The organism is Catellatospora sp. NPDC049609 (assembly GCF_040675365.1).
GTDB lineage: Bacteria > Actinomycetota > Actinomycetes > Mycobacteriales > Micromonosporaceae > Catellatospora.
The window spans coordinates 36,041-51,279 of the sequence record NZ_JBFAOU010000042.1 but is presented as its reverse complement, the minus strand read 5'-3'; the positions used below and the strand labels follow the sequence as shown (position 1 = coordinate 51,279).

Genomic DNA, 15,239 nt, shown 5'->3' with positions numbered 1-15,239 from the left:
TGAACCCGGTGCTGAGCACACCCCACAGCAGCCCCCACGCCTGCACGCTGACCAGAGGGGCCGCCGCGTCCTGCCTCGCGGCGGCCCCACGTCAGTGGTGTCAGTACTTGCGGGTCGGCAGCGCGGCCTTGGCCTGCTCCGGCGTGAAGGTGGTCTCCTGGGTCTCGATGCGGGTCGGGACGGTCTCGCCCGCCTTGACCTTCTTGACCAGGTCCATCAGCTGGGGCCCGAGCAGCGGGCTGCACTCGGCGATGAAGTTGAACTTGCCGTCGGCGAGGGCCTGCATGCCGTCCTTCACCGCGTCGATGGTGATGATCTTGATGTCCTTGCCGGGCACCTTGCCCGCCGCGGTGATCGCCTCGAGCGCGCCCAGACCCATGTCGTCGTTGTGCGCGAACAGCACGTCGATCTTCGGGTTGGCCTTGAGGAACTGGTCCATGACGGCCTTGCCGCCGGCCCGGGTGAAGTCACCGGTCTGCGACGCGATGATCTTCAGGTTCGGGTTGGCGGCGATCGCCTCGGCAAAGCCCTTCTTGCGGTCGTTGGCCGGCGCCGAACCGGTCGTGCCCTGCAGCTCGACGATGTTGATCGTGCCGGTGGCCGACTTGGTCTCGTTGACCAGCCACTCGCCGGAGAGCTTGCCCTCCTTGACGAAGTCCGAGCCGATGAACGTCTTGTACAGCGACTTGTCGGCCGAGTCCACGGAGCGGTCGGTCAGGATGACCGGGATGCCCGCGTCCTTGGCCTCCTTGAGCACGGTGTCCCAGCCGGACTCCACCACCGGCGAGAAGGCGATCACGTCGACCTTCTGCTGGATGAAGTTGCGGATGGCCTTGATCTGGTTCTCCTGCTTCTGCTGCGCGTCGTCGAACTTCAGCTCGATGCCGGCCTCGGCAGCCGCCTCCTTGATGGAGTTGGTGTTCGCGGTACGCCAGCCGGACTCCGCGCCGACCTGCGAGAAGCCCAGAGTGATCTTCCCGTCGTCGGCGGGCTCGCCGCCGGTGTCGCTGTTGCCGCAGCCGGCCAGGCCGCCCGCGACCAGGCTCGCGGCGAGCACCGCTACAGCGGCGCGTCGCTTCATCTGCTTGCCCAAGGTGAACATGCGATCTCCTTGAAGGGTGGGTGCAGTCACGTACCGCCCCCTACCGGGCGGAACGGTGGATCGGTGGTGCGCGCGGTGAGGGTGGTGCGCCGCCGGGCTCGGCGGCTGTGGAGCGGTGGTGCCGCTACGGCGCGGGCGGAGGTGCGACCTGGCCGTAGACGTTCTGGTAGCGGTGGTGCAGCGCGTCGATCGCCGCCGCGGGCATCGGCACGGGTTCGCCCAGCATCCGCGCCAGGTGCGCGGTGCGGGCGACGTCCTCGCACATCACCGCGGCCTTGACCGCCGCGCGGGCGTCGCGGCCGATGGTGAACACACCGTGGTTGCGCATCAGCACGGCCGGCGAGCGGTGCCCCGCCAGCGTCGCGACGATGCCCTTGCCGATGTCGTCGCCGCCGATGAGCGCGAACGGCCCGATCGGGATCTCCCCGCCGAACTCGTCGGCCTGCGCCGTGAGGTGGCACGGGATCGGCTCGCCCCGCGCGGCCCACGCGGTGGCGTAGCCGCTATGCGTGTGCACGACCCCGCCGACCTCGGGCATGGCCCGGTAGACGTAGGCGTGCGCGGCGGTGTCGGACGACGGCGACAGGTCCCCCTCGACCACGTCGCCGTGCAGGTCGCACACGATCATGTTGGCCGGGCTGAGGTCGTCGTAGGACACCCCGCTCGGCTTGATGACCATCAGGTCCTTGCCTGGCACCCGGGCCGACACGTTGCCGGCGGTCCAGGCGACCAGGCCGTAGCGGGTCAGCTCGGCGTGCAGCGCGGCGACGCTCTCCCGGATCTGCTGGATGTCGCTCACGCCTGCTCCTCGCTGCGCTCGTCGACGGCATGCGTGCACGACGACACGGTTCGCTCGCTGCGCTCGCTCACGCCTGCTCCCCCCGGGCCGCGTTGCGGATGGCGCGCAGGCGGAGCATGACGTCGTCGCCGCCGCGGCCGAAGTGGTCGTGCAGCAGCCGGTACTGCGCGTAGAGGGCGTCGTAGGCGCGCGCCCGCTCCGGATCGGGCTGGTAGACGCCCCGGTGCACGCGTCCCATCGCGTCGGATGCCTTGTGCACGTCCGGGTACGCCCCCGCGGCCACCGCGGCGTGGATCGCCGAGCCGAGCGCCGGGCCCTGCGCCGAGCCGATGATGCTCAGCGGCCGGTCGGTGACGTCGGCGTAGATCTGCATCAGCAGCGTGTTCGAGGTCAGCCCGCCCGCCACGACGATCTCTTCGACCGGGACGCCGGCCCCGGCGAACGCCTCGATGATCATGCGGGTGCCGTACGCCGTGGACTCCAGCAGCGCCCGGTACACGTCCGGCGGGCGGGTGGCCAGGGTCAGGCCGACGATCAGGCCGGACAGGTCGTGGTTGACCAGCAGCGAGCGGTTGCCGTTCCACCAGTCCAGCGCGATCAGGCCGTGCGCGCCGACCGGCTGCGCGGCGGCGTGCTGCGACAGGACCTCGTGCGAGGCGTAGCCCGCGGGCGCGGCGTGCTCGACGTACCACCCGAAGATGTCGCCGACGCCGCTCTGCCCGGCCTCGTAACCCCAGGCCCCGGCGCTGATGCCGCCCTCGACCACGCCGCACATGCCGGCCACCTCGGCCGGGACGGTGCCGTTGACGACGTGGCAGGTGGAGGTGCCCATGATGGCGACCAGCCGGCCCGGCTCGAGGGCCTGCGCCGCGGCGGCGGTCACGTGCGCGTCGACGTTGCCGACCGCGACCGCGATGCCCTCCGGGAGCCCGGTCCACGCCGCGGCCTGCGCGGTCAGCGAGCCCGCCCGCTCCCCCAGCGCGGCCAGCGGTCCGTCCAGCTTGGCCGTGAACCCGATGAAGTTCGGGTTCAGCGCGGCCAGGTAGTCGGCCGACGGGTACGCCCCGTCCTGCAGGATGCCCTTGTAGCCGGCGGTGCAGACGTTGCGCGTCTCCACCCCGCACAGCTGCCACACGATCCAGTCCGCCGCCTCGATGAAGCGCTCGGCGCGGGCGTAGACCTGCGGGTCCTCCTCCAGCAGCTGCAGTCCCTTGGCGAACTGCCACTCGGCGGAGATCTTGCCGCCGTAGCGGCCGAGCCACGGCTCGCCGCGCTCGGCGGCCACCCGGTTGACCCGGTCGGCGTGCGGCTGCGCGGCGTGGTGCTTCCACAGCTTGACCCACGCGTGCGGGCGCTCGCGCAGCTCGGGCAGCTCGCACAGGGGCGTGCCGTCGGCCAGCGTCGGCAGCACGGTGCAGGCGGTGAAGTCGATGCCGATCCCGATCACGTGCTCGGCCGGCACGCCGCTGTCGGCCAGCGCCGCGGGCACCGCGTGCCGCAGCACGTCGCGGTAGTCGTCCGGGTCCTGCAGCGCCCAGTCCGGCGGCAGCGGGGCGCCGGTCGCGGCGAGCACGGTGTCCATGACCGCGTGGCGGTACTCGTGCACGGCCGTGCCGACCTCGGCGCCGTCGCTCACCCGGACCACCAGGGCCCGGCCCGACAGCGTGCCGTAGTCGACGCCGACGACGTACCGGTCGCTCATCACAAACCTCCGCGGTGACTGTTGGCCCATAGTGTTAGCGCTAACATTCCGGACCGTCAAGACTCGTTTTCGTAACGCGCGTGCAATCCGGACAGCACAGCGTCGTCACTGGTGAACAGGTTTGTGCTGCGACTGCCCGACCTGGGCCGCCAAGGTGGCATGCGGCGGAAGCTTGACGCGCGACTATGTTCGCGCTAACACTTACGGGCACCGCAAGCGGTCCATGGTGTACCGGCGGCAGGCGAGAGCACGCTGCCGGGTACCCCGCAGTGCGTCCATTCCGGAGGACGCGCCGGCGGGTCAGACGGCGGGCGGGGGTGGCACTTCATGCGGTGAGAGCGACACCCCCGCCCGTCCCGAACGCGTGCGCGCATCTGTTCACGGACCGGCGGTCTCGCGCTGCCCGTTGGCCGGCGCGCGGCCCAGGATCCGGACAGGCCCTTCGGGGTCCCGGCCGTTCACCTGCTGCCTGGCCTGGTACATGGCCGCGTCGGCACGCTCCATCAGGTCCTCGATGGTGCCGGGCGTGTCGTGGTCGAACGCCGTGGCGCCCACCGTGACCGCGAGCCGGTAGGGCTCGTCGGTGGTGGCGTTGTGCCGGGCGACCTGCTCGCGCAGCCGGCGCGCCCACACCTCGACGTCGTTACGCGGGTCCGCCTCGGCCAGCAGCACGCAGAACTCGTCGCCGCCGACCCGCCCCAGCACGTCGCGGCGGCGGATGTTGGCCCGCAGCAGGGTCGCCGTGCAGCGCAGGGCGTCGTCGCCGGCGCCGTGACCGAAGTTGTCGTTGATCCGTTTGAGCCCGTCGAGGTCGATGAACAGCAGCACGCAGGAGCGGCGGGTCCTGCGCGCCCGCGCCAGCTCGGTGCGGGCCGCGATCAGGAAGCCCCGGCGGTTGTTGACGCCGGTCAGCTCGTCGATGACGGACAGCTGGCGCAGCTCCTCGGCCATCTGCCGCTCGGAGGTGATGTCGGCGAAGGCCGTCAGGACGTACCGGATGCGCTCGCCGTCGCGGATCGGCGTCGCCACCACCCGCAGCTGGCGGCGCTGCTCGCCCAGCTCCACCTCCATGTCGTCGACGCTGGCCACGTGGCCCTGCCGCGCACGGGCCAGCGGGAACCGCTCCGGCGGGAAGCGCTCGGTGGTGCCGCTGGTGTAGAGGTGGGGCAGCGCCTCCGGCGCGGCGACCCGGCTGGGGTCGTAGCCCAGGATGCGCCCGGCGACCCGGTTGACGTAGACGGGCTCCCCGGTGTCCGCGTCGCGCACGTCCACGCCCACCGGGATGGCCTCCAGGAACTGCTGGAGGCGGCCGTGCTCCCGGCGGCCCGCTGCGACGATCTTCGTCAGCAGGTCGCCGACCCGCAGCATGAGCAGGATGAACATGACCGCCGAGGCGCACGCGAGCACGATCGGCTCGATGCGCTGCCCGTCGCGCACCGAATCCACCACCAGCGCCGGCACCAGCAGGCCGCACAGGGCGAGCGCGACCAGCCTGATCCGGCCGGCGGCGCGGGGCTGCTCGCGCTGCGAGGCGACCTGCCGCATCGTCGGGTGCAGCGCGGCGGCACCCACCAGCAGGAACGACACCAGGTAACCGACGAACGGCCCGTCACCGTCCTCGCCGACACCCCGGACCTGCTGCACGCCGTAGACGGTGTCGGCGAACAGCAGCGCGGCGGCCCAGGCGGCCAGCAGCGCCAGCGAGCCGCGAGCGCTGCCCGCGCCGAAGAACAGGCGGGTCGCCAGCATCAGGAAGATCATGTCGAGGAACGGGTACACCCCGGCGAGCAGCTGGCCGTAGCCGGACAGCTGCGACGCGCCGAGCGAGGGGGCGACGACGAGCACGAAGGCGGCGCTGCTGAACGCGACGGTCACGATGAGCGCGTCGAGCAGCGCCGACCAGTCCCCGCCGGCGCGTCTGGCACGGATGAGCCGTAGCAGCGCGAGCGCGTTGAACAGGTAGGAGAGCAGGAAGATCTCCGTGGCCGGTGACGGGAAGCTGGTCGCCCGGCCCTCGGCGGCGGCCGCGACATACCAGAGGACGTTGCCCGCCAGGTAGGTGGCCTGCCCGGCGGCGAGCAGGTACCACGCGCCGCGGCAGCTGGGCCGGTGCAGCCGGATCCCGACCAGGATCGCCACCACGGCGGCCACGTTGGAGCAGCTGAAGATGATCGCCTGGGCGAGGCTGTGGCCTGCCGCGACCAGGTAGGCCGCGAGTAGCAACAGCGACACGCCGACGTAGCCGAGCCACGCCCAGCGCGGGGCGCGTCGGCGTGCGCCCACGTCCTCGTCGATGACGGCCGCGCCGGCGCTCACATCTGCGGACATATGCACCGCCTCTGATCGGAGCAGCCTCTGTCCCCAGGATGCCCCAGGTAATAAGACGGTCCAAATGTGGCGAATCATATGAAACAGGATTACTGGTCGAACGGGTGCCGTAAGACACCGGCAGGCCCCGGCGTTCGGTGCCGCGCTCAAAGCCCTCGCCCGCCGGCCGTGTCACCGACTCCCGCTGGGCCTGTCGGCCGGCCGCTGAGCTGACCCCGGTCAGGTGTTCGCGCCGCGGGCGGCGACCGGCCACACCTCGACGACCCGCCCGCCGGAGACGGCCACCAGCTCGTCGGCGAGGTTCACCGCCGCGCACACGTGGTTGGGCATGACGCGCACCCGCGAACCGAGCTCGGGCAGCGGCACGCCGGCGGGCACCACGACCGTCGTGTGATGCTCGGACTGGGCGGTGAGCCGCGCCTCGGGCAGGTCGGGCAGGCGGCCGTGGCCGGTGTTCCACGCCGCGCGGTCGGCGCCGAGCGCCTTGCCGCCCGCGTCGAGGATGACGTGCCCGGCCGCGCGGCTGACCACGGTCGCGACGGCGGTCAGCGCGACGTCCTCGCGCTCGCAGCTGCCCAACTCCCACTGCTGCGCGTCGCCGAGGGCGTACACGCCGGGCCGGATCTCGCCGAGCGCGGCGGTGTCGGTGTACCGCGCGGTCGGGGTGGACCCGCCGCTGACCACCGCCACGTCCAGCCCGGCCGCGCGCACCGCGGCAGCCGCCGCGTGCAGGGCCGCCGACTCCTGCGCGGCGACGTCGTGACCCGCGCCGATCGCGGCGTACCCGTGGCCGGGGAAGGTGAACACCCCGCGCACCCGCAGCCCGGCCCGCGCGGCCGCCAGCGCGACCGTCCCGGCCTCGGCGGGCTGCACGCCGCTGCGGTGGTGGCCGCTGTCCACCTCCACGAGCACCTCGATGCCGTCACCCGCATGCCGGGCCAGGGCCTGCGCGCCGTCGGCGGAGTCGACGCCGACGGCCACCGTCGCGCGCTCGGCGACCGCGCGCAGCCGGGCGCCCTTGGCCTGGTCGATCCACAGCGGGTACGCGATGAACAGGTCGGTGCAGCCCCCGGCCGAGAACACCTCCGCCTCGGCGACCGTCGCCGCGGTCAGCCCGACCGCTCCGGCGTCGAGCTGCCGCCGCGCGATCTGCAGGCACTTGTGCGTCTTGGCGTGCGGGCGCAGCGCGACCCCGCGCGCGGCGGCGAAGGCCGCCATCCGGGCGAGGTTGCGGTCCAGGACGTCGACATCGACCGACAGGTACGGCGTGGGCAGCTGATCCATCCCGCCATGCTGCCATCCGGCCCGCCGCCCGCGCACGCGCTCGGCGTCGGATCGTTACCGCTGCTGAGGCGGTGGGTAGTCGGCAGCCATGAGAACACGTCCCCTCCTGATCGGACTGACCGCCCTCACGCTGCTCGCCGGGTGCGCCCCCTGGCACGGCGACCGCGACCCCGACCACGGCGAGCGCGCCGAGCGCGGCCACCTCGCCACGGCCGCGCGCGGCGACCGGGACGCGGCGGCGCTGGTCGTGGTCAGCGGCGCCACCACGGTGACCGTACGGGCCGTGGACCTCGGTGAGGACCTCTTCCGCATCAGCACGCCGGAGCACTCGCGGCTCGTGCCCGACGTGGTCGAGTCGGGCGGCCGCTACGAGCTGCACCTGGACGAGACCGGCGACACCGGGCCCGCCGCGGTGGAGGTCCTGCTCGACCAGCGGGTCCGCTGGGACCTGCGGTTCTCCGGCGGCAGCACCGAGACCCTGGTCGACCTGGGCGCCGGGCGGGTGTCGGCGCTGGACTTCGCGGCCGGGTCGAGCCGCATCGAGGCGATCCTGCCGCAGCCGGACGGCGCGGTCACCGTGCGCATGGCCGGCGGCGCGAACACGTTCCTGGTCGGGGTGCCCCAGCAGGTCCCGGTCCGGGTCACCGCGGGCGGCGGCGCCGCCACGGTCACCGTCGACGGCGTACGCCGCTCCGGCATCGCGGGCGGCACCGTCTTCGCCCCACCCGGCTGGGACACCGCCGAACACCGCTACGACATCGACGCCGCCGCCGGCGTCTCCACCCTCACCGTGAACCGCCGCTAGTACAGCTCCAGATCGCGACGATCTTGCGTGAACCGTGGGGACGACACGCCTACTTTGGGCATATCCCTAACGCTTCGCGCAAGATCGTCGCGATCTTGAGGGTGGGTGGCGTGGCGTCGGGGGGTGGGGAGTCGTTGAGGAGGGTGCTCGGCGGGAGGGGGTGAGCGGGATGACGCCGGACGAGGACTGGGATGCGGCGATGCGGCGCAGCGCGGCTGAGCGGGCGGTGGCGGTGGCGGGCGCGCGCCGGCGGGGGCAGTGGTCGTCGGAGGTGGAGCGCGATGCCGCGTATGCGCTCGGTCATCGGGTCAACCGGTATGTGCACCGGTTTCTGGAGGAGGTGCACGCGGCGCACGGGCCGCGGCTGTGGGCGGCGATGTCGCGGGCCGCGCGGATACACACGGCGCTGGGCGAGCGGCGGCGGCACCGCGCGCGGTGGAGCCGGCCGGCGGGGGCGCACGTGCCCGTGCCGGGGCCGGCGGGCTGGGACAGCCGGGCCTACGCGCTGCTGGCGAGCACTGTCGCGGTACACGTGGAGCCGGCGTTCGTGATGTGGCGCCGGCACCTGTTCAACGCGTACTCGCCGCAGTTCTTCGTGACCACGCACGGGCTGTGGGGGGTGCTGCGCTTCCAGGGCGTCGATGCCGGCTCGGTGTGGACGGGGCACGCGGGCTGGGTCGTCGCGCTGGGCTTCCGGTCGCGGGCCGAGTTCGTCGCCGAGCCCGACCTGTTCCAGGACCGGCCGCCGGCCGACTTCGCGCCCGCGGTGCTGCGGGTGCTCACGGAGTGCGTGCAGGCCCCGCTGTGAACCCGGCGCCGGACCACGCCGTCCAGCGGGTCACGTCCACGGCGATCACGGGGCCCGGCGGCGGCTGCGCGTACTGCCGGTAGCGGGCGGCGAGCAGGGCCAGCGCGGTCGCGGCCTCCGGCTCGGACACGTCCAGCACCCGGGCGGTGCCGTCGGCGCGCACCCACCACAGCCGGGACCAGTCCTCCTCGTAGTGGTCGGCGAGCAGGCAGACACGCGGGTTGGCGGCGATGTTCGCCAGCCGCCGCAGCGCGCGGGTGCGCTTGGGCTTGCGGTCGACCGCCGTGTAGACGGTGTCACCGTCGACCGCGAACACCACGGGCACCAGGTGCGGGACGCCCGCCGGGTCGGCCGTGGCGAGCCGGGCCACCCGCACCGCGGCGAACCGGTCGCGGGCGGCGCTCACCCCTTGGTGAAGGTGCCGACGGCGGTCTCCCACTCGTCGAGCGCCCGCTGCACCACGCCCTCGGGCCCGGAGGGCAGCCAGTGCATCGCCCGGCGGATCCCCGCATTCGCGAGCTTCTCCAGCACGGCCGGGTCGGCGGGCACGGCCAGCATCTGCACCTGCACCGGCCGCTCGGCACTGGACCGCAGCTGCTTGACCCGGTCCAGCACGGCGGCGTCCTCGCCCCAGTTGGGCAGCCACCCGTCGCCGAAGGCGAGCACCCGGTCGAGCACCGTGGGGCCGGTGCCGCCGACCAGGATCGGCGGGTGCGGCCACTGCGCAGGCTTCGGGTAGGACCAGATCCGGTCGAAGTCGACGTACCTGCCGGAGTAGCTGGCCTCGTGGCGCGCCCAGATCTCCTTCATCGCCTCGACACGCTCGGCCAGCACCGCCATGCGCACCTTCGGGTCGGTGCCGTGGTTGCGCATCTCCTCGCGGTTCCAGCCGGCGCCGACCCCGAACTCGAACCGCCCGCCGGACATGTGGTCGATGCTGGCCACCGCCTTGGCGGTATGGATCGGGTCGCGCTGGATGACCAGGCAGATGCCGCTGCCGATACGCAGCCGGGAGGTCGCGGCGGCGGCCGCGCTCAGCGCCACGAACAGGTCGTAGCAGTGCCAGTACTTGGGCGGCATCTCGCCGAACGGGTACGGCGACTCGCGGCTGGCCGGGATGTGGCTGTGCTCGGCGAAGAACAGGGCGTTCTGGCCGCGGTCCTCCACGAGCCGGGCCACCTCGCCCGGGTTCATGCCGTCGTGGGTCGGGAAGTATCCGACGCCGAACTCCATGGCCAGCCCCCTCACGCGTCGTCGCCCAGCATATGCAGTCATGTCCGTTTTATCAGGATGTTCCGTGACGAAGGACCGGTGGCGACCCCGGTCGCCCGTGCTCCGCCGGGACACCACTACGCCCGGAGCCGACAACTTCGGGGTTGTCGGGACAACCCAGAAGTTGTCGGCCGCAGCAGACATCACCTGTCGAGAGCCCACTCGTAACCGGCGACAGGCCCGGCAGAAGCGCGCGGCATACTGTCAGGTCCGCCCCGTCGGGACCGCGCTGTCAGGCCCGCGCTGGGCCGCTGGTGGGAGGCCGGGTCCCGCCAAGACCGCACCGCCCTGTCCCGCCGGGACCGCACCGCCCTGCCCCGCCGGACCGAGCTGTCGGGGCCGCGCTGCGGGAGCCGCACCGCTCAGGGCAGCAGCAGGCCGAGGGAGAAGGCGAAGGGAAGCACCAGCACGCCGCCCGCGGCCACGACAGAAAGCCGGGTCCGGTCTGCGCCGGCCGCGGTGCGCAGCGCGGGCACCAGCAGCGCCGTGCAGACCAGCGCCGTGACGGTGACGGCCCGCAGCAGCAGCCACACCAGCGGCTGCCCGAAGACATCCCCGCTGATCTGCTTGCCCGAGGTGGCGACGGTCATGATGGCGTACGCGATGCCGCCGAGCACCCCCACCAGTCCGGTCGCGACCAGCCAGCGCGCCGCGACCGCACCCGCGGGCCGGCCCCGGCGGCCGCGCAGCCGCCGCACCAGCGCCCACCCCGGCCAGCTCAGCAGCAGCGCCAGGAGCAGCGCCAGCGTGGCCCACCACAGCGCGGACACCGCACCGACCGGGCGGCTCGTGGTGGCCTGCGCGGGCAGCTCGTCTCCGCCCGAAGCGGGCAGGGTCCCGCCGATCACCGCCGCGAGCCAGTCGGTCATCGCCGCGCCGTAGCCGGGCAGCAGCTCGCCCATCACGAACCCGCCGATGGTCGGGCCGCCGACCCGGTCGTAGCCGTCGGTGGTGACCCGGCCCGCGTGCGCGCCGTGGGGCAGGATCCGGACGGTCACGCTGGGGCTGGCGGTCAGCTCGCGGCGGAAGACCTCCGCGCTCTCCCGCGGCGGCACCTGCGTGTCCAGCTCGCCCCAGATCGCCAGCACCGGCTGGCGGACCGCCCGCAGCGCCGGCACGGGGTCGTACGCGGCCTGCGGGAACCCGTCGGTCGCGATGGCCAGCCCCATGCCCGTGGCGACGATCGCCTCGACCGTGGAGGCGGCCACCCCGGCCCGGGTGATCCGGTTGACCAGGTTCCAGGCCTGGGTACGCGCCGGCGGCAGGCCCGGCGCCCCGATGGTGATCAAGAACTTCACGTCCGACGACCGCGAGGCGGCCAGCGGCGCCACCCAGCCGCCCTCGCTGAGCCCCCACAGCCCGGCCTTCGCCGGGTCGACGTCCGGCAGCGCCGCGACGGCACGCACCCCGGCCAGCGCGTCGTCGGCCAGGGCCGAGTAGTCGCGGTGGGTCTTCGTGTAGTCCGAGCGCTTGTCGTAGATCATCGTCACCAGGCCGGCCCGCGCGAACACCTCCGCCTCCTGGCCGAGGTCGACCCGGCTGCCCGGACCCGAGCCGTGCACCAGCACGATCGCCGGGTGGCGGACCGCGGGGTCGAGATCCGCCCGGCGCAGCACCGAGCCGTGCAGGATGGTGGCGCCGTTGGCGAACGTGATGTCGGCGGCGCTCAGGCCCGCCGGTGGGGTGTAGACGTCGTCGGCGGCGTGCGCGGGCGACGGGGCGACTGCCAGCAGGGCCGCGGTGATCGTGACGGTGAGCATCCTCTTCATGCGTACGATCCTCGAAAAACGACGGTCAGGGCACATCGCCGACGCGAGCGAGCCGGCCGCTCCCCCACGCGGGTGAGCGGCGGCGCCCCGCTCGTCAGTGGATGGTCCTGCCGTAGGCGTCGGGGACGCCGGACTTGCGCAGGAAGTAGGTGTTGACCTGATCGCGCCACTCGGCGGCGCTGCGCACCTGCTCGTCGAGGCGCTCGCTGACCCGCGCGTGCAGGTCGTCGTCGACCAACCCGGCCGCGTCCGCCCAGCGTCGCCGCATCGCGACCGTGCGCTCCGCCCCGGCGAAGTGGGTGTCGTAGATGTGCTGGATGACGGTCTCCCCGCTGTGCAGGACGTGCCCGTAGCCGACGTGGTGGAAGAACAACAGCAGCTCGTCGGGGCAGGTCCGGGGTGACTCGTATACGTACGCCCAGTGCGGCGGGTACTGCCCGGCGAACCCGGTGCCGGTCGCGCGGCTGCGGTCCACGCCGATGCCGTCCCGGTCGGCGAAGTGGTACGTCCCCCACGGGGTGTACTCGTACCCGTCGACGTCCGGACCGTAGTGGGTGCCGGGACGGACCATGAACCCGATGCCGAGCGGCGCGGTGTACTGCTCGTACACCGACCAGGAGTCGTCCATGAGGTCGTGCAGGATCCGCCGCAACGTGCCGTCGCCGCCCGCCGCGGGGAAGGTCAGGCCGATCCACTCGTCGAGCACGGCGGCGGGATCGGCGCCGGGGTCCCAGGCCAGCCGGCCGAAGGCGTACAGGTTGGCCTGCGCCAGCGGGTGGCCGGTCCAGTAGGCGTCGTCGCCCACGTTGGACACCGCGACCAGGCCGCCCGATCTCGCCACGACGTCGGCGACGGTGGGCGGCTCGTCGCCCCAGGGCGCGAAGTCGAGCACCTCCCGCCACAGCGGGGCGAGGTAGCAGACGTGCCGCTGCTGGCCGGTGTACTCCTGGGTCACCTGCAGCTCGACGGCGAGGCGGGTGTGCGGCATCGCCGCGATGACCGGGGAGACCGGCTCGCGCGGCTGGAAGTCGATCGGGCCGTACTTGACCTGCAGGATGACGTTGTCGTCGAACTGCCCGTCGAGCGGCGCGAAGTGGTCGTACGCGGCACGCGCCCGGTCGGTGCCCCGGTCGCGCCAGTCCTGGCGGTGGTCGTAGACGAACGCGCGCCAGTGCACCACTCCCCCGTGCGGGGCGAGCGCCTCGGCCAGGGTGTTGGCGCCGTCGGCGTGGCTGCGGCCGTACCCGGACGGGCCGGGCTGCCCCTCGGAGTCGGCCTTGACGACGTATCCGCCGAAGTCGGGGATCGCCTCGTACACGCGGCGGGTGGTCCGCGCCCACCAGTCCCGCACCGCCAGGTCGAGCGGGTCGGCGGTGGGCAGCCCGCCGACCGTGCGCGGCGCGGCGAAGCTCACCGACAGGTGCGTGGTGATGCCGTACGGCCGCAGCACATCGGCCAGCGTGGCGACGTCGGCGAGCCGGTCGGTGAGCAGCGTCGCCTCGGTGGCGTGCACGTTGACGTTGTTGACGGTGACCGCGTTGACGCCGCAGGCGGCCAGCAGCCGCGCGTACCGGGCGACCCGGTCGAGGTCGCGGGTGAGCCCGCCGCCCTGCCAGAAGATCGAGCCCCCGGCATAGCCGCGCTCGACGTGCCCCATCACCGGGTGCACGTCGATGTTGTCCCAGTGGTCGAGCATCCGCCGCGCCAGGGCGGGCCGGTGCACGGCCGGCGGGTGCGCGTCGGCGAACGCGGCCTCGCCCGCGCGGACCAGATGGAACAGCCCGTGCAGCAGCCCGGCGGGCGCGGCGGCGAGCACGAGGGTGGTGCCGTCGCTGCGGGCCACGGCGTACCCCTCGGTGCCGAGGTCGCCCGGTGCCTGCGCGGCGAGCGCTCCCGCTGCCGAGTGCACCGCCATGATCAGGTCGAACTCGTGCGGATGCGGCGGGTCCTCGCGGTGATGGACGGCGCCGCCGTGGCGGGCGCAGGCGGCTTCGAGCTCGCGGACGACCGTGTCGACGAGCAGGCCCTCGCCGATGACGAGGGTCCGGCGGGAGCCCAGCGCCGCGAACGCGGCGTCGGGCAGCCAGGCGGGGTGGACGTGCGTGTCACCAGTCATGGACGGTCCCGTCGTGCAGGCGGCTGTAGGGCAGGTAGGCGGGTACGTACGGGAACCGGGCGGCTGCCTGCTCGTCCAGCTCCACGCCGAGGCCGGGCTGGTCGCCGGGGTGCAGCAGCCCGTCGGTGAACGTGAACGACTGCCGGAACACCTCCGCGGTGCGCGGGCCGTGCCGCATGTACTCCTGGATGCCGAAGTTGTGGATGGCCAGGTCGAGGTGCAGCGCGGCGGCCATGCCGACCGGCGAGATGTCGGTGGGCCCGTGGATCCCGGACTTGATCTGGTACTGCGCGGCGAAGTCGAGCACCTTGCGCAGCGCGGTGATGCCGCCGGTGTGCGTGACCGCGGAGCGCACGTAGTCGATGAGCTGTTCGCGGATGAGCGTCTGGTAGTCCCAGACGGTGTTGAAGACCTCGCCGATGGCCAGCGGCGTGACGGTGTGCGAGCGGACCAGCCGCAGCGCCTCCTGGTTCTCGGCCGGGGTGCAGTCCTCCAGCCAGAACAGGTCGTACGGCTCCAGGTCGCGGCCGAGCCGGGCGGCCTGGATCGGGGTCATCCGGTGGTGGCCGTCGTGCAGCAGCGGCAGCGCCGGGCCGAACTCGTTGCGCACCGCCTCGAACACCCCGGGCAGGTGGCGCAGGTAGGCGCGGGTGTCCCAGTCCTCCTCGACGGGCAGCGGGGTGCGCTGGGCGGGTTCGTAGTCGTAGCGGCCGTCGACGCCGGGCTGGGCGGCCACACCGTACACCTTGTTCAGGCCCGGCACGGCGGTCTGGATGCGGATGGCGCGGAAGCCCAGCTCCAGGTGCTCGCGGACGGAGTCGAGCAGCTGCGGGACGTCGCGGCCGGAGGCGTGCCCGTAGGCGAGCGCGCCGTGCCGGCTGGCGCCGCCGAGCAGCTGGTACAGCGGCATCCCGGCGAGCTTGGCCTTGATGTCCCACAGGGCCACGTCGACGGCGGCGATGGCGCTCATGGTGACCGGGCCGCGCCGCCAGTACGCCGAGCGGTAGAGGAACTGCCAGGTGTCCTCGATGCGGTGCGGGTCGCGGCCGAGCAGCAGCGGCACGACGTGGTCGCGCAGGTAGGACGCGACGGCCAGCTCCCGCCCGTTGAGGGTGGCATCGCCCAGCCCGGTCACCCCCTCGTCGGTGGTGATCTTCAGGGTGACGAAGTTGCGATCCGGACTGGTGACGATGACGTCCGCAGAGGAGATCTTCAAGGTCGGCGCCTTTCCTCGTAGCGGATTTTCGAAGTGGC

Annotated in this window: 12 protein-coding genes; 2 read left to right on the top strand and 10 right to left on the bottom strand. The window is 73.1% G+C overall.

Features of this window, described 5'->3' with window-relative positions; all coding sequences use genetic code 11:
• Positions 1-100: 100 nt before the first annotated feature.
• The 5 genes from AB0J67_RS14735 to AB0J67_RS14715 all read right to left on the bottom strand — a co-directional run bounded on the left by AB0J67_RS14735 (position 101) and on the right by AB0J67_RS14715 (position 7,215).
• The gene (locus tag AB0J67_RS14735; protein WP_363481677.1) at positions 101-1,102 is read right to left on the bottom strand and encodes an ABC transporter substrate-binding protein; all 1,002 of its coding nucleotides are present in this window, start codon (positions 1,100-1,102) and stop codon (positions 101-103) included.
• Positions 1,103-1,226: 124 nt separating this feature from the next.
• The gene (locus tag AB0J67_RS14730) at positions 1,227-1,901 is read right to left on the bottom strand and encodes an L-ribulose-5-phosphate 4-epimerase (protein WP_363481674.1); all 675 of its coding nucleotides are present in this window, start codon (positions 1,899-1,901) and stop codon (positions 1,227-1,229) included.
• A 67-nt stretch (positions 1,902-1,968) separates the two neighbouring features.
• The gene (gene araB, locus AB0J67_RS14725) at positions 1,969-3,603 is read right to left on the bottom strand and encodes a ribulokinase (protein ID WP_363481672.1); all 1,635 of its coding nucleotides are present in this window, start codon (positions 3,601-3,603) and stop codon (positions 1,969-1,971) included.
• 378 nt (positions 3,604-3,981) lie between these two features.
• A complete protein-coding gene (locus AB0J67_RS14720; RefSeq protein WP_363481669.1) occupies positions 3,982-5,931 on the bottom strand; it encodes a diguanylate cyclase in 1,950 nt (649 codons plus the stop codon).
• A gap of 219 nt (positions 5,932-6,150) precedes the next feature.
• A complete protein-coding gene (locus tag AB0J67_RS14715; protein WP_363481666.1) occupies positions 6,151-7,215 on the bottom strand; it encodes an alanine racemase in 1,065 nt (354 codons plus the stop codon).
• A gap of 88 nt (positions 7,216-7,303) precedes the next feature.
• Between AB0J67_RS14715 and AB0J67_RS14710 the strand changes: the two genes are divergently transcribed.
• Together AB0J67_RS14710 and AB0J67_RS14705 are read left to right on the top strand one after the other, a co-directional pair.
• Positions 7,304-8,020 carry a hypothetical protein gene (locus tag AB0J67_RS14710; protein ID WP_363481663.1) on the top strand — a complete coding sequence of 239 codons (717 nt, stop codon included), beginning with the start codon at positions 7,304-7,306 and terminating at the stop codon, positions 8,018-8,020.
• A 169-nt stretch (positions 8,021-8,189) separates the two neighbouring features.
• The gene (locus tag AB0J67_RS14705; protein WP_363481661.1) at positions 8,190-8,828 is read left to right on the top strand and encodes a hypothetical protein; all 639 of its coding nucleotides are present in this window, start codon (positions 8,190-8,192) and stop codon (positions 8,826-8,828) included.
• On the opposite strand, the gene AB0J67_RS14700 is transcribed toward AB0J67_RS14705, so the two are convergent.
• The 5 genes from AB0J67_RS14700 to manD all read right to left on the bottom strand — a co-directional run bounded on the left by AB0J67_RS14700 (position 8,800) and on the right by manD (position 15,201).
• Complete coding sequence (locus tag AB0J67_RS14700) at positions 8,800-9,234, bottom strand: TIGR03668 family PPOX class F420-dependent oxidoreductase (protein WP_363481658.1); 435 nt, start codon at positions 9,232-9,234, stop codon at positions 8,800-8,802. The genes AB0J67_RS14705 and AB0J67_RS14700 overlap by 29 nt on opposite strands.
• Complete coding sequence (locus AB0J67_RS14695; protein WP_363481655.1) at positions 9,231-10,061, bottom strand: TIGR03619 family F420-dependent LLM class oxidoreductase; 831 nt, start codon at positions 10,059-10,061, stop codon at positions 9,231-9,233. The genes AB0J67_RS14700 and AB0J67_RS14695 overlap by 4 nt, the downstream gene beginning before the upstream one ends.
• Positions 10,062-10,462: 401 nt before the next feature.
• Positions 10,463-11,869: a hypothetical protein gene (locus AB0J67_RS14690; RefSeq protein ID WP_363481652.1), complete on the bottom strand. Its 1,407-nt coding sequence runs from the start codon at positions 11,867-11,869 to the stop codon at positions 10,463-10,465.
• A 94-nt stretch (positions 11,870-11,963) separates the two neighbouring features.
• Positions 11,964-13,985 carry an alpha-glucuronidase gene (locus AB0J67_RS14685; RefSeq protein ID WP_363481649.1) on the bottom strand — a complete coding sequence of 674 codons (2,022 nt, stop codon included), beginning with the start codon at positions 13,983-13,985 and terminating at the stop codon, positions 11,964-11,966.
• Positions 13,975-15,201, bottom strand: coding sequence for a D-mannonate dehydratase ManD (manD, locus tag AB0J67_RS14680; RefSeq protein WP_363481646.1), 1,227 nt, complete (start codon positions 15,199-15,201; stop codon positions 13,975-13,977). Before manD ends, AB0J67_RS14685 begins: the two co-directional genes overlap by 11 nt.
• Positions 15,202-15,239: the final 38 nt, after the last annotated feature.

What these genes read in the sequence shown, in the direction of transcription:
- AB0J67_RS14735 (WP_363481677.1), bottom strand. Translation starts at nt 1,102, where the DNA reads ATGTTCACCTTGGGCAAGCAGATGAAGCGACGCGCCGCTGTAGCGGTG.
- araB (WP_363481672.1), bottom strand. Translation starts at nt 3,603, where the DNA reads ATGAGCGACCGGTACGTCGTCGGCGTCGACTACGGCACGCTGTCGGGC.
- AB0J67_RS14720 (WP_363481669.1), bottom strand. Translation starts at nt 5,931, where the DNA reads ATGTCCGCAGATGTGAGCGCCGGCGCGGCCGTCATCGACGAGGACGTG.
- AB0J67_RS14715 (WP_363481666.1), bottom strand. Translation starts at nt 7,215, where the DNA reads ATGGATCAGCTGCCCACGCCGTACCTGTCGGTCGATGTCGACGTCCTG.
- AB0J67_RS14710 (WP_363481663.1), top strand. Translation starts at nt 7,304, where the DNA reads ATGAGAACACGTCCCCTCCTGATCGGACTGACCGCCCTCACGCTGCTC.
- AB0J67_RS14705 (WP_363481661.1), top strand. Translation starts at nt 8,190, where the DNA reads ATGACGCCGGACGAGGACTGGGATGCGGCGATGCGGCGCAGCGCGGCT.
- AB0J67_RS14695 (WP_363481655.1), bottom strand. Translation starts at nt 10,061, where the DNA reads ATGGAGTTCGGCGTCGGATACTTCCCGACCCACGACGGCATGAACCCG.
- AB0J67_RS14690 (WP_363481652.1), bottom strand. Translation starts at nt 11,869, where the DNA reads ATGAAGAGGATGCTCACCGTCACGATCACCGCGGCCCTGCTGGCAGTC.
- AB0J67_RS14685 (WP_363481649.1), bottom strand. Translation starts at nt 13,985, where the DNA reads ATGACTGGTGACACGCACGTCCACCCCGCCTGGCTGCCCGACGCCGCG.